Below are 20,225 nucleotides of genomic sequence, written 5' to 3' on the forward strand. Positions count from 1 at the left end.
GGATCTCGGCGGCGAGTGCGCGCGATGGCGGGCCGACCGACGGGAGGTCCGCCGGCGCGCAGTCACCCGGCGCAAGGTCCGTCGGCGCGAGGTCCCCCGGCGCACGATCACCCGGCGCGACATCCTCCAGCGCACGGTCACCCAGCTCGACGTCCCCCGACGCGACGTCCCCCGGCGCACAGCCACCCGACGCGACGACCCCCGACGCGAGGTCCGCCGACGCACGGCCACCCAGCGCGCCGTCACCCAGCGCACGGCCACCCGACGCGACGTCCCCCGACGCACGGTCACCCAGCGCACGGTCACCCGGTTCGACGTCCCCCGGCGCAGGGGCGGAGTCGGCGCGGATCTCGGCGGCGAGGGCGGGCGGTGGCGGGCCGGCGCCGGGTCGGTGCCGGCGAGCAGTGCGGCCAGCTCGGAACCGATCTGCCGGGCGGCCGGCCGGGCGCCGTCCAGCACGAAGGCTCCCCCGAAGGGCATGGGATGCAGGCTGATGCCGTCGTCGAGTCTCCAGCTCATGAGCCCTCCTTCGTCTGGGGAGTGACCGGGCGCGCCATGCCTACGATTCGCTCGCTCCGCTCGCTCATGACCGCCCTCCCGTGGCCAGCAGGTCGGGGTGGCACGTGGCGGTGACGTAGAGCCGGCGCAGCGCCCGCGCGTCGGCCAGCACCCGCATGGAGTCGGAGAGAACGGCGCGCAGGCGGTCATGGACGATCCAGGGACTGCCGTCGGCCCGGGCGAGCAGTGCCGCGCGCTGCGCCGGCGTGGCCAGGCGGCTGGTGACGAAGGCGGCGGCCAGCAGGCCGTCCCGTTCGTCCGGTGTCACGTCGCCGGGCCGCCGCCCGGGCGGGAGCAGGTCGTGCAGCAGCGGGGCGGCCTGGATGTGACCGTCGCGCCGGCGCACCCGAAGGCGACCGTCGCGGGCCAGGAGCACCGCCGCGCCGAGCACCACCGGATGGGCGCAGACCAGGACCGGGTCGGCCCTGCGGTCGCCGGGTGCCGGTGGCGGGCGCTCGAGAAGGTCGAGTACGACGTGCAGGGCCTCGGCGCCGGGGACCGCGCCCGTCGTGTCGTCGACGATGGGAAGCAGGTGGCTGGCGGTCTGAGCGGAGGTCACGGCGGCGCCGGCCTCGGCGACGGCCGGCGAGATCCAGCCGCCCGGGAGGAGGGCGTCGGCGTCGTCCGGCGGGTGCGCGTGGTCGTGCGCCGACGCGGACTCGTCGCCGCGCGGCGGGCTCCAGGCCCGCCACCCAGGTCGGCCGAACAGGGTCGGGAACGGCGCGGCCATGGTGAGCTGCCGCCATCCGGTACGGAGCCGGCCGGGCGTGTCGGCCACTCCGGTCAGCAGCCGGACGATCCCCGCCCCGCTGAGGAGCGGGCCGGCCTCATCTCCGGCACTCCGGAGGAGCTCAAGGACCGGCGGCCAGGGATCACCCGCACCGGTGACATCGGCCCGAGGGTCGTCGCAGGCCCGTCGCCAGTGCTTCGTGCCGTCGATGACCTCGGCGCCGACGGCGAGTCGTCCGCGCCGCCGGTCGAGCACCGGGACGTCCAGATGGACGTGGAGGCGCCGCAGCCGGGCCGGGTCGACCGCGGCCAGGGCCGCCGCGCCGAGCCCGCCGCCGTCCCCGAGGACTCCACGGCCCCCGGCCGCGGCCAGGGCCTCGTCGACGGCGTGCCGGAGGGCTCGGCGGACCATCTCGCGCGGGTCGGCGGGACGCCCGAGGATCCGGCGGGCCTGGTCGGCGAGGGCGGCGAGGGCGGCGAGGTCGAACTCGTCCAGGGTGAGGCGCTCCCGGCCGCCGGACGTGCTCAGCGCCGTGCCGCACGCCAGTTGGAAGACCCCTTCGTGCGGCGTGAGCGGCATCGGCACGGGCTGCCCGGACAGCGCCGCCGCGACGGCGGCGACCCAGGGCGCGGATCCGTCGCCGGCCACGTCGGCCAGGTCGGTGGAGAACCGCACCACGCGGCCGTCCGGGCCGTCGGCGACGGTGTAGAAGAGCCGTGTCTGCGACAGCGCGCCCCTGCCGAGAGTGCCGGTGGCCGGGTCGGCCCACGTCTGGGCGAGACGGCCCGCGGCGGCGAACGGTCCGACGACGACGGGACCGGCCCCCGCCCCCGCGGGGGAGCCGGTCCCTGCCTCAGCGTCGGCCGTCGTGTGGACGCCCGCCCCGGGCCCCGCCTCCGCGTGGAAGCCCGCGTCGGGCCCGACCCCCGTGTGGGAGCCCGCCCCGGGCCCGACCCTTGTGTGGGAGCCCGCCCCGGGCCCCGCCTCCGCGTGGAAGCCCACCCCGGACCCGACCCCCGTGTGGGAGCCCACCCCGGGCCCCGCCCCCGCGTGGGAGCCCGCCCCGGACGCCGCCACCCCGGGCACCGTCGCCCCGGATGCCACCGCCCGGAAGTCCGGCGTCGGCGAATGGCGTCTCCCGCAGGAGCAGATCGTCTCGACGACCATCCGTCCGGCCGTGGCGGTGCCGGTGAAGCCGACCGGCGCCCCGCCCGAGGCGCAGCCGACGGCCCGAGCTCCGGGCGGGACACCGGTCAGCGTGCCGCGCCGGAGGGTCGAATCCGGCAAGCTATTGCGTTTTCCCACCGATCACCCCGAAGAGCCAGGTCCGGACATTCCATCGAATTTCACATTCTGCGCCACCCAGATAATCGATCTTTCCCAGAAAAGGCCACTGCTTGGGCGACACATTGACCCGACCTTACCAAGAGCGACGGACATTGCCGAGATGCCGCGTGAATTGTCCAATGATGTAGGCATTCACGGCGCTCGTCATTTCCTCACGACGCGTGGCAGACTGCCGGACGGTAACGGGAGAGCATGGCGCGAAGAAAGGCGGCACCATGACGATCGAGGGTCAGTGGCGGCGTTTTACCGGGATGCGGCAATTGCTGGCCTTCGGGGTGTCCCTCGGCTGGCGAGCCGACCATCGCCGGGTGGTGGCCGTCCTGCTTCTGCAGATCCTGCAGTCGATCGGGCTGGGCGGCATGATCCTCGGCGGACACGGAGTGGCCGACGGGCTGCTCGGCTCCGCGCACGGACACGCCGACATTCCGCGAGCCGGAATATCGGCGCTCATCGTCATGGCCCTCGCATTCGTCAACAGCACGCTCAATGTCATCGGTCTCCTTCATCAGAGCGTGCTTCGCGTCGCCATCGAACGCGACGCGGTCGAGGCGGTGACCGCGGCCACGGCCCGGGCGGATCTACTGGAATTCGAACGGCCCGGATTTCACGACACGGTCCGCCTCACACTGACGGCGGCGCAGATTCACGCGCCCAATCTGCCGTTCACCGTCATGACGGTGACGCGGACCGCGTTGACGCTGGTGACGGTGGTGATCGCGCTGATCGCCATGGCCTGGTGGCTGCTTCCGCTTCTGCTCGTCGCGGCGATCCCGTCGATACGCGTCGCACTGCTCCAGCAGCGGTCCCATTTCGACCTGCGGCGGAGCCTCACCGAGAACCAGCGCACCGCCGGATACCTCACCCAGTTGCTCACCGGCAGAGATGAGGCCAAAGAGCTTCGCGCATTCGGCCTGAGCCGTACCTTCTTCGACCGGTTGACGGCGTGTTATGACCGCGCGCTGAGCGCGGAGGTCGCGTTCCGGCGGCGATTCCTATGGAAGGAGATCCGGGCGCGACTGGCCGGGCACGCCGTGGCGGCCGCCGCGGTCGGCGGTCTGATCGTCGCGACGGCCTCGGGGGTCATCGGCACGGCGGCCGCGCTGACGGCGCTCGGCGGCCTGCTGATCGGCGTGCAGCAGGGCATCGCGCTCACATCCGTTCTGCGGGCGTCCGGCGACTCGCTACGCCACCTCGACGCGTTGCGGACGTTCACCGCCGGCGTGGGCGGGCCACCTCCACCCCCCGCGGTCACCCGCCGGTCGTTCGGCTCCCTGCGGGCCCGCCGGCTCTCCTTCACCTACCCCGGGACCGCCCGTCCCGCCGTGGACGGCGTGTCGATCGACCTGCGCCCCGGCGAGGTCATCGCCCTCGTCGGGGAGAACGGCTCGGGCAAGACGACGCTGACCAAGCTGCTGACCGGGCTGTACGTCCCGGACTCCGGGGAACTGCTGATCGACGAACGGCCCATCGCCTCGGCCGCCGAGCTGCGGGCGCTGTCCACGGTGCTGTTCCAGGACTATCTGCGCTACAAGCTGTCCGTCGCGGAGAACATCGCGCTCGGCGATCCGGCGTTCCTCGACGACCGCGGCCGGGTCCTCGGCGCGGCACGGCGCGCCGGCGTCGCCCCGATCGTCGCGAACCTGCCCGGCGGGTACGACACGCTCCTCGGGTCGGAGTTCACCGGCGGCACGGACCTGTCCCTCGGGCAGTGGCAGCGCGTCGCGCTGGCCCGGGCCTTCTTCCGGCAGGCACCGCTCGTCGTGCTGGACGAGCCGACGGCGGCGATGGACGCGCGCGCGGAGGCCGACCTGTTCGCCCGCATCCGGGAACTGTTCGCCGACCGTACCGTCCTGCTGATCTCCCATAGGTTCTCGAGCGTCCGCTCGGCCGATCGGATCCACGTGCTGTGCCAGGGCAGGATCATCGAAGTCGGCACCCACGACGAGCTGATGGCCGTCGACGGGACGTACGCCGAGTTCTTCCGCGTTCAGGCCGCCGCCTACCTCGACGACCCGGCACCGCGGTCGCGATCGATCAAGCCGGTGTGAGCCGCCGCCGGACTACGCCGCCCGACTGCGCCGCCGCCTCACTCCGCCGCCTCACTCCGCCGTCCCACTCCGCCGTCCCACTCCGCCGTCCCACTCCGCCGGGCCGTGTCCGCCGGGCCGTGTCCGCCGGGCCGTGTCCGCCGGGCCGTGTCCGCCGGGCCGTGTCCGCGGACACGGCTCGGCGGCGCCTCACCGGTCCGCGGGATCCGCGCCCGTCTTCCGGGCGGCGAGGTTGGACGACCGCCCGTAGGCGAACGCCCGGACCCGGTACGACGCGACCCGCTCCTCGGGCAGGGTGATCAGCCCGAAGGAGTCGATGTCCGGGTCGATGACCGCGACCACCTGGAAGTCGGGGCGTCCGCTCGGCCGGGACTCGAGCAGGTACCCGTCCTCGTCGCCGGCGTGGTCGATCCACGTGAACCTGATGCCGTTCGACGTCATGACGGTGCCGCGCAGATCCGAGGGGGCCGCGGCGGCGCTCCCGTCTCGTACGGTGTGCCGGTCGGCCGGGCCGCCGATGCGCCGGGGAGTCGCCCAGTCGTCATCGCGCTTCGCACCCGCGCCCTTCCGCCGACCTCCGGGGACGGTGATGTCGATCGGGCGTGAGGCCGGCCCGCGGTAGGCGCGGACCCGATAGTAGAACGACGTCTCCGGCATGAGGTCCGGATGCGTGAACGTCGTCTCGCCCGGTGGGGCGAACCGCAGGATCGTGTACGGGCCGCGGGGGTCCGTCGCGAACTCCACGACATGACCGGCGACACCTCGCTGCGTGTCCCGCCACGTCAGGGTGACCTCCGTCGGCTTCACCAGAGTGGCGGTGAGCCGGATGGGCGGATCCGTCGCGGCAGGCCGGGCGGTCGACCGGGACCCGCAGCCCGCCAGGCCGAGCACGAGGAGAAGCACCAGGATGGAGACCCTCATCGAGGGGGCCTATTTCTGCCAGAAACTGATGTCGCTCCACTCGACCTTGATCGGCCCTTTGCCGCTGGCGGTGCGGTAGGCGCCGAACTTGTCGTAGAAGCTCCCGCTCTCACTCGACGTCGTGTATTTCAGCGACCCGTTGATGTAGACCCGGAGCTGCTTGCCGACGACGTGGACGGTGTTGACCCGGACGCGGGTGCCGACCGTCGCGCCGGTCGCGATGGTGTCGCCGCCGTGCACGGAGTAGAGCCGGCCTCCGTTCTCGACGGCGAGCAGGAAGAACGGCCCGGTCGTCTTGAACGTCTGCTTCAGGCTGACCCGGCTGCCGCCCATGCTGACGATGCGGAAGTAGCCCTCGAACTGCCGGGTGCCGCTGGAGTAGGTGTCGTACCGGCGCTCGGCTCGCTGCTCGCCGCTGGAGTTGGAGCAGCTCAGGGTGAACGTCAGGCCGTCGACCTGGCCGCAGCCCACCTCTTGGACCTTGTAGCCGGGTGAGTACGACGTCCAGGGACCGGACTCGACGGGGTCCGCCGCGGCGGAGCCGGGAAGGGCGAGGACGCCGAGCACCGGTGCGGCGGCGAGCGCCCCTGCCGCGAGCCGCGTCCGGGTGGGAGATCGCATGAGTTCCTCCACATCCTTCTTTGATAAAGCTTCCTTACAATTAATTCATAGGACCACCATCCACTGCTCACGTCAATACTCGCAACCTGACCAGTCGTCGATAGACCGTTCCATTATGAGAAATGCCAGGTGATGACGACCGACGGTCAGCAGCAACCGGACACAGTGGCGTCGGAATACATCCGATCAGTACGGTGACGGCACGCGACGGGACGGGGCCGTCTCTGCGGGGCACGTCGATGGGGCACAATGGGGAGATCGAGGTGATGGGGCTCACCCACAACCGCGGCACCCGCCGCTGACGGTCCCTGACGTGATGTCAGGGAGGTGTCGTGCCGCGAAGGATCGTCGTCGCGACGTCCACGGTCCGCCGGTCCGGCGGACGCCCGCCCCGAGCGGGCGCCTCCCGCATCCGGTTCCTGATGAGCGCCCACCCCGGAAGGATGGCCGTGACCTCACGATTCCCCGATGGCTCGGTCGGCGGCCGCGCCGATCTGCCGATCGATCCCGACCTCGATCCCGACCTCGACACCGATGACGAGGGCACCGATGCCCAGGGCGACGTCTTCGCGCATCGGGCGTCGCCCCGCCGCCGTCGCGAGTGGAGCGTCCTGGCGACGATCTCGCTCGGCGGCTCGCTCGGCAGCCTCGCCCGTTATCTGGTCTCCGTGGCCGTTCCCGTCGCGCCCGGCCGCTTCCCCTGGGCCACCTTCCTGATCAACGTGTCCGGGTGCTGGGCGATCGGCCTGCTGATGGTGCTCGTCATGGACGTATGGCCGCCGAACCGGTACGTCCGTCCCTTCTTCGGCGTCGGAGTCCTCGGCGGCTACACCACGTTCTCCACGTTCGCCGTCGAGACCAGGAACCTCGCCGGGCACGGCGCGTGGCCCCTCGCCGGCGGGTACGTGCTGGCCAGCCTGGCCGGTGGCCTGGCCGCTGTCTGGTGCGGGATGATCGTCGCCCGCCTCATCGCCGGCCTGCCCGTACGCCGAGGCCGGGAAGGGAAGCGAGCATGAGACTGCACGGCAGGGCCTGCCGCGTCACGATCTTCATCGGTGAGACCGACCAGTACCACCACAAGCCGCTCTACACCGAGATCGTCCATCGCGCCCACGCCCGTGGGCTGGCCGGAGCGAGCGTGTTCCGCGGTATCGAGGGATACGGCGCCTCCTCCCACATCCACACCAGCCGGATCCTGTCGCTCAGCGAGGACCTGCCCCTGGCCATCGTGATCGTCGATGCCGAAGAAAAGATCGTCGACTTCCTCCTCGAGCTCGACGACCTCATCGACGAGGGTCTCGTCATACTCGACCAGGTCGAGGTCTACCGGTACGTCGGCCGCGGAACCACCCCGGAGGACTCATGATCGTCCTCCTCGTCCTGGTCGGTGGCGCCGTCGGCGCGCCCAGCCGTTACCTGCTCGACCGCTACGTCCAGCAACGTCGCGAGAGCGTCTTCCCCTGGGGAACCTTCGCCGTCAACCTCATCGGCTGTCTCATCCTGGGACTGCTGACCGGTGCCGCCCATGACCTGTCGAGGCCGGTCGTCGCCCTGCTCGGGACCGGCTTCTGCGGCGCCCTGACCACCTTCAGCACGTTCGGATTCGAGACCGTACGGCTCCTGGAGAACGGGTCGTACCGCGAGGCCGGCCTCAACGTCGTGGCCGGCGTCGGACTCGGGCTGCTGGCTGCCACGGCCGGCTTCGCGATCGGCGTCTCCGTCTGAACCACGGCGACGCCGATCACGCGTCGTACGGCGGGCGCGCCGCCACCCCGGCGCGAGCGCGAACGCCGGTGCTCAGGACGGCCGGATGCGGTACGTCCCGCCGGGCCGGGTGTCGAAGACCGCGACGTTCGGCTCGGGACGGCTGACCCGCGCGCCCGTCACCGACACCGGCGCCTGGGTCCGGAGCCGGATCTCCTCGCCGAGGTCGGAGCGGATCTCCGCCTCGGACAGGGCGCCTCCCCGCCACTCGACGTCGACCTCGAATCCGCCTCGCGCGCGCAGGCCCCGTACGTGACCGGCCGGGAAGGCGTCCGGCAGGGCGGGCAGGAGGTGGACCTCCCCGGCGTGGCTGTGCAGCAGCATCTCGGTGATCCCGGAGACGCCGCCGAAGTTGCCGTCGATCTGGAACGGCGGATGCAGGTCGAACATGTTGGGCGCCGTCCGCGCGGGCGTGAGCAGGCTGGACAGGTGCTGGTAGGCCTGCGCGGCGTCCTCCAGCCGGGCCCAGATGTTGATCTTCCAGGCGAGTGACCAGCCCTGGCCGGCGTTCCCCCGCAGTTGGAGGCTCCGCTTGGCCGCGTTGACCAGGTCGGGCGTCTGCCGCGGCACGATCTGCGCGCTGGGGAACACCCCGTACAGGTGGGAGACGTGCCGGCTCACGACCAGCGCCGCCTCCCGCCAGTCCTCCAGCCACTCCTGGAGCTGGCCGAGGTAGCCGATCTGCATGGGCGCGAGCCGGGCGCGCGCCGCCTTCACCTTCGCGCGGAAGTCCCGGTCCTGCCCGAGGATCTCCGACGCCTCGGCGCACGCGTCGAACAGGTCGCGCAGGATCTGCATGTCCATCGTCGGCCCGGCGCAGATGCTGACGCTCTCGCCCTCGTCCTGGTGGTGGGTGACCTCGGGCGACTGGGACGGGTTGGTGATCAGCCAGCCGTGGTCCGGGTCCTCGACGAGCGTGTCGAGGAAGAACTGGGCGGCGCCCTTGATCACCGGGTAGTCGCGGCGGAGCAGGCGCTTGTCGCCGGTGAACCGGTACCGGTCCCACAGCACGACGGACAGCCAGGCGCCGCCGCTCGGCCACATGCCGTACTGCGCGTAGTCCACCGGCGCGGTGCCGCGCCAGCCGTCGGTGTTGTGGTGCAGCACCCAGCCGTCCGCGCCGTACTGCGTCTTGGCGGTGCGCCGCCCCGACTCCGCCAGCTCGTGGACCATCGCCGCCGCCGGCTCCCAGCAGTCCGCCAGGTTGGTGGGCCCGGCGGGCCAGTAGTTCATCTCGAAGTTGATGTTGACGGTGTACTTGGACTCCCACGCCGGGGTCATGCTGTCGTTCCACAGCCCCTGCAGGTTCGCCGGCTGCCCCGGCGAGCGCGAGCAGGAGATCAGCAGGTAGCGCCCGTATTGGAAATACAGGGCCGCGAGCTGGGGGTCGGCGCCGGTCTGGAACAGCGGGATCCGTTCGTCGGTCGGCAGCGCCACCTTGTCCGAGGTGCCCAGGTCGAGCTGGACGCGGCCGAACAACCGGCGGTAGTCGTGCACGTGGACGCGGCGGAGCAGCTCGTACGGCCCCGCCGCAGCGGGCCCGAGCGGCCGCCGCGCCCGGGCCGCGGGGTCCGCGCTCACGTCCTGGTAGTTCCGGTAGCTGCTGCCGATCGAGATGAGCAGGGTGACGGCGTCCGCGTCCTCGACGATCAGCTTGCCCTGGTCGGTACGGACCCGGCCGCCGTGCGCGACCGCCCGCGCGAGCGCCTGGAACCGGACGGCCCCGGCGCGGCCCTGCCACTCGCCGCTCACGCCGTCGAGGGCGATCGTCCGGTCGTCGGCCGCGGTCGTCGTGGTCTGCTGCGGGCTGTCGAACGCGGCCTCGAAGGAGATCGAGCCCGCCCGGTCCGCGGTCAGCCGCACCGCGATGACCTGGCCGGGGGTGCTGGCGAAGACCTCACGGGTGTACCGCACGCCGTCCCGGACATAGGTCACGCTCGTGATCGCGGTCTCGAGGTCCAGCTCGCGGCGGTAGTCGGTGGGGTCGCCGCCCTTGGGGAAGGTGAGCGTGAGGTTCCCGACCGGCTGGTACGCGGCCTGCTCCGACGGCCGGCCGAGGAAGGTCCTGTCCACGAGTCGCTGGGCCTGGTTCCACTTGCCCGCGAGCACCAGGCGGCGGATCTCGGGCAGGTTCGCCAGCGCGTCGGGGCTGTCGTAGTCGTGCGGGCTGCCGGCCCAGATGCTGTCCTCGTTCAGCTGGAGCTTCTCGGAGTCGACCCCGCCGAACACCATGGCGCCGATGCGGCCGTTCCCGATCGGGAGGGCCTCCAGCCACTCCTTCGCGGGCCTGCGGTACCAGAGCCGGAGCGGGTTGGTCTCCTGGTCGCCGGTGTCGGCGTGGGCGGCGGCCCCGGTGACGACGGCCGTCGACGCGACCGCCGCGCCGACTCCGGCCGCTTTGAGGACACTACGTCGGGAGAGCTCGGACATGTCATGACCTTTCGTTCGGTCCCTGCTACTGGCGGAGTCCCCGATGGTTCGCGGCGGGCGGGTGCCCGCCTCCGGCGTCCCGGCGCCTCAGGTGAGGCGGGTTTCGAGGCCGGCGATCCGGCCGTCACGGCTGAGGCGGGTCTCGAGATCGGCGATGGCGTCGGCGCCCTGATGGACCCGGAAGACGGTGTGGTAGGTCCGGGACTCGCCCGGTCCGAGCCAGATCATGCTTCCGTCGTCGCGGGCGGCGGCGTCGCCCGCCACGTGGTGCGTCGACGGTTCGAGGCCCACCGCGTAGTCACCGGCGCGCAGGTTGAGCCACTGGAAGAAGCACGGGAACTCGGCGGCCCGCCACTCGACGCTCACCGCGAGCCCGAGCCGGTCGTTGACCAGCGCGGCCCCCGTCAGCCCGTCCGCGTCGGCGGCCAGCTCGTGCTCGTACACCTGCTCCACGAATCCCGGCAGCGGAGCCGGGAGCGTCCACGCGTCCACGCCCTGCTCGGCGACGCTGTCGGTCCGCCACACCGTCTCGCGTACGGGCGCGAGGAAGCGGCTGCCCTCGTCGAGCAGAGGCCAGCCGAGGTTGATGTGGTACAGGAACATGTGCGGGACCGGATCGAATCCGGGGTTGTGCACCGTGTCGGTGAGGCGGATCTCGTCGCCGCCCAGGTCCGCCTCGATCCGGCGGGTCAGCCGCAGGTTCTCGGCGAACACCGCCGCCTGCCGCACCTCCCCTTCGGCCCACAGCACGCAGTCGTCGCCGTCCCACCGCTCGCCGTACCCGGTCAGCCGCGCCGGGATGTTGGCCACCCGGCCGTGCAGCCCGTGCCGCACCGCCGGCCGTGGCGGGTACCGGTACGACGCGGCGTCCACCTCTCCGCCGAAGAGGGTGTGGTCGAGTCCCGCGGTCACGGTCAGCCCGGAGAACGAGCGCAGCCACGAGAGGCCGTCCTCGTCCGCGTGCTCGTGCAGCCCGGGGTTGCGGAACCCGGTCCGCGACCGCCACCCGAATGCCCGGCCGCCGTGCTCGGCCGCGCCGAGGTCCATGCAGCGGTCCACGAGGACGTCGAAGGCCAGCCCGCTCCCGGTCCGGAACTCCAGCGCCCGGATCCCGCGCTCGACACCGTCGCCGAGGGTGACGAGCCGCACGCCTCCGGCCGCCGCCGGATCGCCCATCCGCGCCGCGAGGTCACGCCGTCCCAGTTCCTGCCCGCGCACTCTCATCGCTCACCTGTCCAGATTCGTTCGGCAAAGGTTTTCCGCCGTCGCCCGCGCCGGTGTCCGGAGATCGGGGGGCGGCCTGCGTCGGCGTACTCGGGGGTGGCTTGCGTCGGCGTACGAAGATCGGGGGCGGCTCGTGCCGGTGGCCCCGGTCGCCGTGCCGGTGGCCTCGGGACGGCCCGTGCCGGCGATCCCAGGCCGCCCACGGGCACGGTGGCCCGCGCCGGTGGCCGCGGATCGCCGGCCGCCGCCGTGCTGTCAGGTCATGACCCAGCCGCCGTTGACCTCGATCGTCTGCCCCGTCACGAAGGACGCGTCGGGTCCCGCCAGGAAGGCGACGACCGAGGCGAGTTCGTCCGGAGTGCCGCGCCGCTTGAGCGCCTGACGCTCGAGGACGAAACGCGTGTAGCCGTCCGGGTCCGGGTGGATTGTCTCCGCGGCGGTGGGGAACGCGCCCGGGGACACGCAGTTGACCCGGATCTCGCGTGGCCCGAGCTCCCGTGCCAGCGCCCTCGTCAGCGCGGTCACCGCGCCCTTGGTCGTGACGTACGCGGCCAGGTCGGGCCACCCGCCGTGCATGGTGATGGACGCGACGTTGATGATCGCCCCGCTGCCGTGTTCCGTCATGAGCCGGGCCGCCGCCTGGGCGATGATCCAGTACGCCCGCTGGTTGACCGCCTGGACGTCGTCGTACTCGGCGAGCGGCACCTCGAGGAACGGCCGGCTGGGTAGACGGCCGCGTTGTTGACGAGGACCCGCACCGGGCCGAGCCGCTCGGCGGCCGTCGCCACGGCCGCCTCGATCGCCGCCGCGTCGCGCAGGTCGGCGACGAGCGGCAGGACCGTGCCGCCCGCCCGCTCGATGAGGCTCGTGGTCTCGGCGAGCGTGGCCGCGTCGACGTCGAGAGCCGCGACCGGGGCGCCGTCGCGGGCGAGGCGGCGGGCCGTGGCGCGGCCGAGCGCTCCCCCGGCCCCGGTGACAAGAGCAGTGGTCATGCGCACCTCCAGGCTTCGTAGTGTTTGTCGAGGTCGCGGAGCAGTTCACCGTGCGGTGCCCGGCCGGCCAGCCCGTCGCGGATCAGCCGGGAGGCGGTGTCCTGGAACGTGAGGTAGCCGGCGGACCGCGGGCGCACCCACGCGGCCTCGAGCGTGGCGCGGGTCGCCCGGTAGAAGCCGCCGCTCAGCGCGGAGACCGCCGGGTCCGTCCAGGCGGAGCGCGCCGCGGGCTGCCCTCCGGTGGCGGGGTACAGGTTGCGCTGTACCGCCGGTGACAGCAGCCGGCGCACGTGGTCGCGGATCGCATCGCGCACCTCCAGGTCCTCGGTGCGGGACCGGGACACCGCGAGCCCGGTGCCGCCGAGCACGCTCCCGGGCCGCCCGCCCGGCGCCCACGCCGGAGCGTCGGCGAACCGCACGCCACGAGCCCCGGCGTAGGTGACGTATCCGTACACGAGCGGGCAGTACGCCGGGCCGCCGTCCGCGGCGATCGCCTCGAGCACGCAGATCGGGTTGAGCCGCCAGACCTCCGCGACGCTCCGGGCCAGCAGATCGGCCATCGCGTCGAGCGCGACCTCCCCCGCCTCGCGCGGCACCAGGACGTCACCGGACCGGCAGGGGTCCGCGCCGTACGTGACGCACAGCGCGCAGAAGGTGAGGAAGGCGTGCGGCCCGCCGAGGCACAGCGTCGTCGGCGCCGACCGGGCCAGCTCGCGTACCTCGTCCCAGGTCGCGGGCGGCGTGGCGGTCAGGCCGCGGCGGAACGCCGACACCTGGCCCGCGGCGTCGACCGGCAGCGCCCACGGCCGGCCGTCGAGGACGTAGCTGTCGAAGGAAGGACCGACGGCCTCCTCCCGCCACGCCGCGAGCTCCGCCGCTTCGAACAGGTCGTCCATCGGCAGCAGGCAGCCGTCGGCCACGGCCGTTCCGAGCCCGGGGTGGTCGACGACCAGGAGGTCGTAGTCGCCGGTGAGGGTGACGAGGGGCCGCGACTCGAAGCCCTCGAGGGGCTGGCGGTCCCAGCGCAGCGGGGCCCGTACGCGCCCGTACCGGTGCGGCCCGGCGTCGTCGAGCCGCGCCAGGACGTCCAGCGGCGCGTACCCGCGCGGATGGTCCCAGGTGAGGCCCCGCAGCCCTCGCGTCACGACGCCCGATCCTCACGGACGGCCGTGTCCGGGGCGGTCACGACGTGGTCCGCGAGGAGCCGCGTCACCTGGTCGCCGGTGTAGCCGGCCTCGGTGAGCACCTCGCGGGTGTGCTCGCCGACGACCGGCGCGCCGCGACCCACCCGGGGCGGGGTCGCGCTGAACCGGTACGGGAACCCGGGCGTCGTCACGGTGCCCTCGGTCGGATGCTCGTAGGTGACGAACGACCCGTTGTGCCGTACCTGCGGATCGGCCAGGACGTCGGCGTAGGAGTAGACCGGGCCCGCCCAGATGCCGTGCCGGCCGAGCAGGTCGAGCCACTCGCCGGTGGTGCGGCCGGCCAGCCGTTCCCGGACGAGTGCGGTGATCTCGTCGCGGCGGCGGTGCCCGTCCACGTCGGTGTCCATCTCCGCCAGCGCGGGCAGGTCGAGCGCCGCGCCGAGCGCGTCCAGGGGTGGCATGGCCAGTGCCAGGTGCCCGTCGTGGGTGGCGAACACCCCGTACGGTGCGCGGATGTAGGTGTGTCCGTGCGGTTCGGCGCCGCGGCGTTGCGGCACTCCCCCGACGGTGTACACCGACAGCTCCTGCATCTGCACGGCGATGGCCGCGTCGAGCATGTTCACGGTCACGAGCTGGCCCTCGCCGGTGCGCTCCCGGTGGAGCAGGGCGGCGAGGGCCCCCTCGAACGCGCTGTACGCGGTGATCGCGTCGATCGCGTACGTGCCGGCGGGCGCGGGCGGGTCGCCGTCGCGTCCGACGCTGAACATCGCCCCGCTCATCGCCTGGAGCAGCAGGTCCTGTCCCGGCCGCCCGGCGTAGGGGCCGGACTCGCCGTACCCGGAGATCGAGACGTACACGATGCCCGGGTTGATCGCGCGGATGGTCTCGTAGTCCATCCCGAGGCGTTCGGCGACGCCGGGCCGGTAGTTCTGCAGGAACACCGCCGACCGGCGCGCCAGGGCGTGGACGGCGGCGCGGCCCTGCGGGGTCTTCAGGTCGACGGCGAGGCTGCGCTTGTTGCGGTTCAGGGACAGGAACGACGCGTTCAGCTCCCTCCCGACCGCACCGCCGGCGGGGGCGCTCCGCTGCCACTCCCCGCTGATCGGCTCGACCTTGACGACGTCCGCGCCAAGGTCGCCGAGCCGCATCGCCGCCAGCGGCCCGGCCATCGCGATCGACAGGTCGATCACCCGGTACCCGTCGAGGATCCCCATGTCAGCGCCCCTGGAACCGCGGGTCGCGGCGCTCGGCGAACGCGGCCCGGCCCTCGGCCGCATCCTCGGTGGCGAAGCAGATGGTCTGCAGGTCCCGCTCGTAGCGGATCGCCTGGTCCAGCGGCATCGTGTACGCCGCGCGCAGGTTGGCCTTGGCGGTCTGCGCGGCGATGGGCGCGCGGGCCGCGATGCGCCCGGCCAGCTCCCGGGCTTCGGCCCGCAGGTCCTCCGGCTCGACGACCGCGCTGACCAGGCCCCAGGCGAGCGCCCGCTCCGCGTCGATCGGGTCGCCGGTGAGCAGCATCAGCGCCGCGTTGCCCGACCCGACGCTGTGCGCGAGCAGGGCGGACTGGCCGGTGCCGCCGATCCAGCCGAGCTTGATCTCCGGTGCGGCGAACGTCGCGGTGCGGGCGGCCAGCCGGATGTCGCAGGCCAGTGCGAGTTCGAGGCCGCCGCCGTAGGCGTACCCGTTGACCGCCGCGATGAGGGGCTTGCGCAGCTCCCGCAGCGCGTCGCCGTAGTCGCCCCGGTTGCGGAAGTCCCAGGGCGTCGCGTACGCGTCGAGCTCGCCGATGTCGCTGCCCACGCAGAAGGCCCGGTCGCCGGCGCCGGTCAGCACGACGGCGCGGATCTCCGGATCGTCGCTGAGCCTGGCGGCGTGCCCGCGCAACGCGTCGGCCATCGCGGGCGTGACGGCGTTGAGCTTGGCCGGCCGGTTCAGCGTGATGACGGCGACGTGGCCGTCGACGTCGCACCGGACGTCGGTGGTCTGGTTCATGGATTTCCTTACGTCAGCCGGCGCTTCAGGTGATCGAGGGCGGAGTCCTGCAGGTCACGGTCGAAGCGGTGCGGGCCCGGGTGGAACTCCCCGACGTACGCGTCCGGCGCCCCGGCCCGGCGGTAGTGCTCGGTGAGCCTGTCGTGGGCGGCCCGCATGCCGTCGAGCGGGAACAGCGCGTCGTCGCGCAGGTACTGGACCAGGAGGGGTGAGGGCGCGCGGGCGGCGGCCAGGTCGGGCCAGTCGCCGACCCGTGGTAGGTCCGGCGGGAAGAACATCCAGGTGTGCCCGGCGACGTGCCGGTCGAGGAGCGCGCGGTGCGTGCTCATCATGCCCGCGATGACGGCGGCGCCGACGTGCGGACTCGTGGCCTGGAGCAGGGCGGCCCGGCATCCGCCGCCGGAGAAGCCGACGCAGCCGATCGGCCCGTCGCGTACGTCCGGTCGCGAGCGGAGGTAGGCGGCGGCGACGCGGTCCTCGTAGGCCGCGATGCCGGCCAGGCTCGTCCCCAGCAGCGCGCAGTACTTGGCCACGACGTGCTCGTGCCGGGCGGCCAGGCGGTTGTACCAGCGGAGGTCGGCGGGGTCGCCGCCGTCGTGCTCCAGGGCGACCCACCGGTCCTCCGGCGACGGCCCGGCGGATCCCGCCATGGTCGCCGCCGGGAAGCGGCGGCTGCCCCACAGGAACACGTCGGGGACCAGCACCGTGAAGCCGCCCCGCGCGATCGCGTCGGCGAAGGGACGGCCGCCGTAGAACGCCCGCCGCAGCTCGCCGACGCCGGGCGGGATCCCGTCGGGACCGTCGGCGATCTTCTCCTTGCCGTGGTACTTGAAGGCGTCGTGGCCGTGCAGCGCGAGGACGCCCGGCAGCGGGCCGCGTGCCCCGGCCGGGCGCAGCAGCCAGGCGCGCGTCCGCGGCCCGTACCCGACCGACCACGACACCTCCTCTCCGTCGAGCCCGCCCCTGGACCAGCGCCGCTCCACGCGCGGCTCGCCCGGCGTCCCGTCATGGTCGAAGCCGACGATCCGGCGGACCGCGGCCGCGTCGAGCCGGCCCGCGCCGGCCGGTGCCAGGCCCGCGCCAGCCGGATCCATGCCCGCCCCGCCTGGAGCCAGGACCGCCCCGACCACAGCCGTGCCCGTTCCGGCCGGCCCCAGGCCCGTCCCGCCCGGAGCCAGGCTCGTCCCGGCCGACATCAGGCCCGCGGCGAAGTCCGCCAGGTCGCTGAACGGCCCCAGGTCCCGGTGGTTCCGCGTCACCGTTCCCCTCCGCTTCCTCGGAGGCGGCGTGCCCGGGAGGGTCGCTCCCGGGCACGCGCGCGCCTATCTCCGGCAGTGCAGCAGCGCCAGGCCGATCGTGTCGGCCATGGCCCGGTAACCGGCGTCACCCAGGTGGAGGTGGTCGCCGGAGTCGTACGCGGGCAGCAGCCGCGTGGGATCGGCCGGGTCACGGGTGGCGCGGTCGAAGTCGACGACGCCGTCGAAGACGCCGCTCGTCCGGATGAAGGCGTTGACCTCCTGCCGGACGGCCTCGTTCGCCGCGCTCTGGTAGACCGAGCCGCCGAACGGGGTCAGCGTCCCGCCGACGAGGCAGCGGCCCGCGGCGTGCGCCGCCACGACCATGTCCCGGTACGCCGCGGTCAGCTGCGCCGCCGTCGCGCCGCCCGCGCCGATGTCGTTGACCCCTTCGAGCAGGATCACCGTCCGGACGCCGGGCTTGGTCAGGACGTCGCTCACCAGCCGCGTCCGGGCGCTGCGGCCGACGCCGTCCTTGAGGACCCGGTTGGCCGAGATCCCCTCGTCGGTCACGCCGAGCCGCCACGCGGGCGGCAGGGCCCGCAGCCGGTCGGCGAGGTAGTCGGGCCACCGGTGGTTCGCGTTCGTGGTGGAACCGACTCCCGAGGTGATCGAGTCGCCGAGGGCGGCGACCGTGGAGACGGTCCTCGGCGCGGTCACGACCACGGCGTCCAGCCAGAACCAGACGGCCGACTGGGTCGGGAACGCCGTCCCCGCCTCCTCGGCCGCGTGGTCGCCCGCCGTCGACTTGTAGGTGAACTGCATCGTGCGGTTGTGCGCGGTGAGCTTTCCGCTCGCGCCGCGCAGGTAGAGGCTCACCGCGAGGTTCCGCCGGGCCGGCACGCGCCCGGGCAGCGGGTCGCTGAGCACCACGCCGCCCGGCGGCACCGTCACCGAGTCGCCGCCGCCGAAGCGCAGCCGCCGGTTGGAACCGGGCACCAGGCCCGGTCCGGACCGCTCGACGCCGACGTACGCGGCGCCGAACGTCACCGGCCGGTCGCCCAGGGCGTTGGACAGCCGGATCCGCAGGCCGGTGCCGCCGACGCTGGTGTGCACGATGTTCCGTACGGTCATCTCGGTGAGGGTTCCGCCGGTGGTGTCGTCGGCCGCCGCCCACGTCGACACCTCATGGGAGGATCCGCGGGCGGCGTACGCCGGTGTGGCACCGATCAGGGGAACGACGAGCAGCGCGATCGCCCACCGCGCCCGGCGTCGTGTGGATCTCCCGTTCCGCGCGTCCATGGGTCAGTGGCCCTGGGCCGCGGCGGGGATCGGGTAGGGGAAGCCGGCGGTCACGCCGATCTTGTCGTACTCCATCTTCGAGGAGTCGAAGTTCGCGTCCCAGCTGTTGTTCTCGAAGGTGTTGCAGTTCGTGTTGCCGTGGAACGGCTGCCGGTACTGGATGTTCGTGGCCTGGATGTCGGAGAACCTGTAGCCGCAGCCGCCCGCGTCCATGTGCACCCCGCTGGGCACGACGTCCGGCATCGACGGGTCGGCGTTGACGTCGTCGATGAGGATCTGCGACATCGACGCCTCGATGGTGTGCGGCTCGAAGTTCTGCACGCCGTACGAGTCGATCGCGCCCATGTCGCCGCTGTCCTTGCCGGCGTGCGCGATCCGCAGGTAGCTCAGCGCGTTGCCGCCCGTGTAGTTGTCCGCGTTGGCGACGGTGGTGATCGCCTTGACGCTGACCGCGTAGCGCGCGCTGTGCTGGATGACGCTGTGGCTGAGCTCGTTGTGCCCGCTGTCGAGGATCTCGTAGCCCGAGGCGTCACCGGGGACGAGCTCGCCGATCCAGCTGATGTAGTTGTCGGTCAGGACGTTGTGGTTCGCGACGTCGCCCTCGCCGGGGTAGGGCCCTTCGATCTTGACGCCGTCGCCGCCGAGGTTCTCGAAGAGGCTGTCGGAGACGGTGTCGTGGTCGTTGGCGAACAGCAGGAACACGCCGGTCCAGCCGGTGTCGGCGATGTGCAGGCGGCGCAGGCCGACGCGGGTCGTGTTCGTCAGCGTGATCGTGCCGTATTGATTGCGCGGCATCTCGATCTGCCGGTCGTAGTCCGGGTACTTGTGCACGTAGCCGGAGTCGCCGACGCCGTTCCAGCCGTAGCGGTACCAGTCGGTGAAGTCGGTGTACTGGACGGTGAGCCCGTCGAGCGACAGGTCGTGCACCCGCGCGGACGGCGAGCTGCCCGCGATCGAGAAGACCGTCTTCACCGTCGGCGCCATGACCGTGCTGTTCTCGATCGAGCCGTTCTTGGGCCAGTAGTAGAGCATCCCGTCGCTGTGGTCGAGGTAGTACTCCCCTGGCTCGTCCAGGAAGTCGAGGGAGTTCTGGATGAAGTAGCGCGAGCCGACCTGGGAGTACAGCGAGAACCTCGTCGGGTAGCGGAGGCTGACGAACTTCTTCTTCCAGTTGACGTTGAGGACCGGGTCGGTGTCGGTGAACCAGCTCCAGTGGCCGCCGGACCAGACGACGACCTGGGCGTCGTGCAGGTCCCAGTTCTGGTTCCAGTCGCCGTCCTTGTAGGCCATCCACTGCTGGGAGTTGGTCAGGGCGTCGTCGGAGCTCTCCACCGACTGCAGGTAGGGGCCGAGCGTCTCGGTGGAGGTGCGGTTCGGGTAGCGCGCCGTCGTGGCCCGCTGACCGTTGTCGTACAGGGTGTAGAAGGGATGGTTCTTGTCGGTCTGCACCCGGTAGATGTCGCCCTTGTAGTGCTGCCAGCCGGTGATCTGCCGGGCTCCGAGGAAGCGGGCCTTCCCGGGACCGTCGTAGCTGCGGTAGACGACCGAGTGCCCGTTGCTTCCCGAGTCGGCCTCGTTGAACTGGATCGTGTTGTCGACCTCGTAGTCGCCCGCTCGTACCTGGACGTCGAGGTCGCAGCGCATGTCCCGGTTCAGGTGCCGTTGCCGGATGACGTCCCGGGCGTGCTCGATGGTCTTCCACGGGTGGCCGATGGTGCCGTTCGCCCGGTCGTCGCCCTGCGCGGAGACGAACAGCTGCTTCGGCGTGCACGCCCGGTCGCGGGCGTCGGCGGCGGCCGTGGGCACGGTCAGGCACGCGAGTGCCGTGACCGCGCCGACGGCGCCGCGCAGGAGTCGCTGGCGGGATCTACGGAACATGAACCCTCCTCGGGTCGTACTGGCGGGAACCCCGATGG

Annotated in this window: 15 protein-coding genes and 1 pseudogene; 4 read left to right on the forward strand and 12 right to left on the reverse strand. The window is 72.5% G+C overall.

Going from position 1 to position 20,225, the window contains the following annotated elements; all coding sequences use genetic code 11:
- Nucleotides 1–583: 583 nt before the first annotated feature.
- Nucleotides 584–2,575 carry a hypothetical protein gene (locus ACYVF7_RS39505; protein WP_460350870.1) on the reverse strand — a complete coding sequence of 664 codons (1,992 nt, stop codon included), beginning with the start codon at nucleotides 2,573–2,575 and terminating at the stop codon, nucleotides 584–586.
- A 275-nt stretch (nucleotides 2,576–2,850) separates the two neighbouring features.
- On the opposite strand from ACYVF7_RS39505, the gene ACYVF7_RS39510 reads away from it, so the two are divergent.
- Nucleotides 2,851–4,683 (forward strand): ATP-binding cassette domain-containing protein, encoded by a 1,833-nt coding sequence (locus ACYVF7_RS39510; protein WP_460350873.1) that lies wholly within the window; start codon nucleotides 2,851–2,853, stop codon nucleotides 4,681–4,683.
- Between the two features lie 189 nt (nucleotides 4,684–4,872).
- Here ACYVF7_RS39510 and ACYVF7_RS39515 read toward each other — a convergent pair whose 3' ends face one another.
- Together ACYVF7_RS39515 and ACYVF7_RS39520 are read right to left on the reverse strand one after the other, a co-directional pair.
- Nucleotides 4,873–5,604 (reverse strand): fibronectin type III domain-containing protein, encoded by a 732-nt coding sequence (locus ACYVF7_RS39515; RefSeq protein ID WP_460350876.1) that lies wholly within the window; start codon nucleotides 5,602–5,604, stop codon nucleotides 4,873–4,875.
- 9 nt (nucleotides 5,605–5,613) lie between these two features.
- The gene (locus ACYVF7_RS39520; RefSeq protein WP_460350879.1) at nucleotides 5,614–6,225 is read right to left on the reverse strand and encodes a hypothetical protein; all 612 of its coding nucleotides are present in this window, start codon (nucleotides 6,223–6,225) and stop codon (nucleotides 5,614–5,616) included.
- A gap of 332 nt (nucleotides 6,226–6,557) precedes the next feature.
- Between ACYVF7_RS39520 and crcB (ACYVF7_RS39525) the strand changes: the two genes are divergently transcribed.
- From crcB (ACYVF7_RS39525) to crcB (ACYVF7_RS39535), 3 genes are read left to right on the forward strand one after another with little or no spacing between them, the layout of a single operon-like run.
- Complete coding sequence (gene crcB / locus ACYVF7_RS39525) at nucleotides 6,558–7,241, forward strand: fluoride efflux transporter CrcB (protein ID WP_460350882.1); 684 nt, start codon at nucleotides 6,558–6,560, stop codon at nucleotides 7,239–7,241.
- Nucleotides 7,238–7,591 (forward strand): DUF190 domain-containing protein, encoded by a 354-nt coding sequence (locus ACYVF7_RS39530; RefSeq protein ID WP_460350886.1) that lies wholly within the window; start codon nucleotides 7,238–7,240, stop codon nucleotides 7,589–7,591. The genes crcB (ACYVF7_RS39525) and ACYVF7_RS39530 overlap by 4 nt, the downstream gene beginning before the upstream one ends.
- Entirely contained in the window at nucleotides 7,588–7,950 is a 363-nt protein-coding gene (crcB, locus tag ACYVF7_RS39535; protein WP_460350888.1) for a fluoride efflux transporter CrcB, read from the forward strand. Before ACYVF7_RS39530 ends, crcB (ACYVF7_RS39535) begins: the two co-directional genes overlap by 4 nt.
- Before the next feature lie 72 nt (nucleotides 7,951–8,022).
- Here crcB (ACYVF7_RS39535) and ACYVF7_RS39540 read toward each other — a convergent pair whose 3' ends face one another.
- The 9 genes and pseudogenes from ACYVF7_RS39540 to ACYVF7_RS39580 all read right to left on the reverse strand — a co-directional run bounded on the left by ACYVF7_RS39540 (nucleotide 8,023) and on the right by ACYVF7_RS39580 (nucleotide 20,187).
- On the reverse strand, nucleotides 8,023–10,419 hold the full coding sequence (locus ACYVF7_RS39540; protein WP_460350890.1) for a glycoside hydrolase family 95 protein: 2,397 nt from the start codon (nucleotides 10,417–10,419) through the stop codon (nucleotides 8,023–8,025).
- A gap of 87 nt (nucleotides 10,420–10,506) precedes the next feature.
- Entirely contained in the window at nucleotides 10,507–11,643 is a 1,137-nt protein-coding gene (locus ACYVF7_RS39545) for an aldose 1-epimerase family protein (protein WP_460350893.1), read from the reverse strand.
- A 255-nt stretch (nucleotides 11,644–11,898) separates the two neighbouring features.
- Nucleotides 11,899–12,617: pseudogene (locus ACYVF7_RS39550) on the reverse strand (SDR family NAD(P)-dependent oxidoreductase); the annotation flags it as partial.
- Between the two features lie 14 nt (nucleotides 12,618–12,631).
- A complete protein-coding gene (locus ACYVF7_RS39555; protein WP_460350895.1) occupies nucleotides 12,632–13,780 on the reverse strand; it encodes a hypothetical protein in 1,149 nt (382 codons plus the stop codon).
- Nucleotides 13,777–14,994, reverse strand: a complete 1,218-nt coding sequence (locus tag ACYVF7_RS39560) for a CaiB/BaiF CoA transferase family protein (protein ID WP_460350897.1) — start codon at nucleotides 14,992–14,994, stop codon at nucleotides 13,777–13,779. The genes ACYVF7_RS39555 and ACYVF7_RS39560 overlap by 4 nt, the downstream gene beginning before the upstream one ends.
- 1 nt (nucleotide 14,995) lies before the next feature.
- Nucleotides 14,996–15,772, reverse strand: a complete 777-nt coding sequence (locus ACYVF7_RS39565; RefSeq protein WP_460350899.1) for an enoyl-CoA hydratase/isomerase family protein — start codon at nucleotides 15,770–15,772, stop codon at nucleotides 14,996–14,998.
- Nucleotides 15,773–15,780: 8 nt separating this feature from the next.
- Nucleotides 15,781–17,031 (reverse strand): dienelactone hydrolase family protein, encoded by a 1,251-nt coding sequence (locus ACYVF7_RS39570; RefSeq protein WP_460350901.1) that lies wholly within the window; start codon nucleotides 17,029–17,031, stop codon nucleotides 15,781–15,783.
- A 63-nt stretch (nucleotides 17,032–17,094) separates the two neighbouring features.
- Nucleotides 17,095–18,309 (reverse strand): SGNH/GDSL hydrolase family protein, encoded by a 1,215-nt coding sequence (locus ACYVF7_RS39575; protein WP_460350903.1) that lies wholly within the window; start codon nucleotides 18,307–18,309, stop codon nucleotides 17,095–17,097.
- A 3-nt stretch (nucleotides 18,310–18,312) separates the two neighbouring features.
- Nucleotides 18,313–20,187: a hypothetical protein gene (locus tag ACYVF7_RS39580; protein WP_460350905.1), complete on the reverse strand. Its 1,875-nt coding sequence runs from the start codon at nucleotides 20,185–20,187 to the stop codon at nucleotides 18,313–18,315.
- Between the last annotated feature and the right edge of the window lie 38 nt (nucleotides 20,188–20,225).

Source organism: Actinoallomurus acanthiterrae (assembly GCF_054775715.1).

Coding starts and splice junctions, on each gene's coding strand:
- ACYVF7_RS39510 (WP_460350873.1), top strand. CDS start 2,851: ATGACGATCGAGGGTCAGTGGCGGCGTTTTACCGGGATGCGGCAATTG.
- ACYVF7_RS39515 (WP_460350876.1), bottom strand. CDS start 5,604: ATGAGGGTCTCCATCCTGGTGCTTCTCCTCGTGCTCGGCCTGGCGGGC.
- ACYVF7_RS39520 (WP_460350879.1), bottom strand. CDS start 6,225: ATGCGATCTCCCACCCGGACGCGGCTCGCGGCAGGGGCGCTCGCCGCC.
- ACYVF7_RS39530 (WP_460350886.1), top strand. CDS start 7,238: ATGAGACTGCACGGCAGGGCCTGCCGCGTCACGATCTTCATCGGTGAG.
- crcB (WP_460350888.1), top strand. CDS start 7,588: ATGATCGTCCTCCTCGTCCTGGTCGGTGGCGCCGTCGGCGCGCCCAGC.
- ACYVF7_RS39540 (WP_460350890.1), bottom strand. CDS start 10,419: ATGTCCGAGCTCTCCCGACGTAGTGTCCTCAAAGCGGCCGGAGTCGGC.
- ACYVF7_RS39545 (WP_460350893.1), bottom strand. CDS start 11,643: ATGAGAGTGCGCGGGCAGGAACTGGGACGGCGTGACCTCGCGGCGCGG.
- ACYVF7_RS39560 (WP_460350897.1), bottom strand. CDS start 14,994: ATGGGGATCCTCGACGGGTACCGGGTGATCGACCTGTCGATCGCGATG.
- ACYVF7_RS39565 (WP_460350899.1), bottom strand. CDS start 15,772: ATGAACCAGACCACCGACGTCCGGTGCGACGTCGACGGCCACGTCGCC.
- ACYVF7_RS39575 (WP_460350903.1), bottom strand. CDS start 18,309: ATGGACGCGCGGAACGGGAGATCCACACGACGCCGGGCGCGGTGGGCG.
- ACYVF7_RS39580 (WP_460350905.1), bottom strand. CDS start 20,187: ATGTTCCGTAGATCCCGCCAGCGACTCCTGCGCGGCGCCGTCGGCGCG.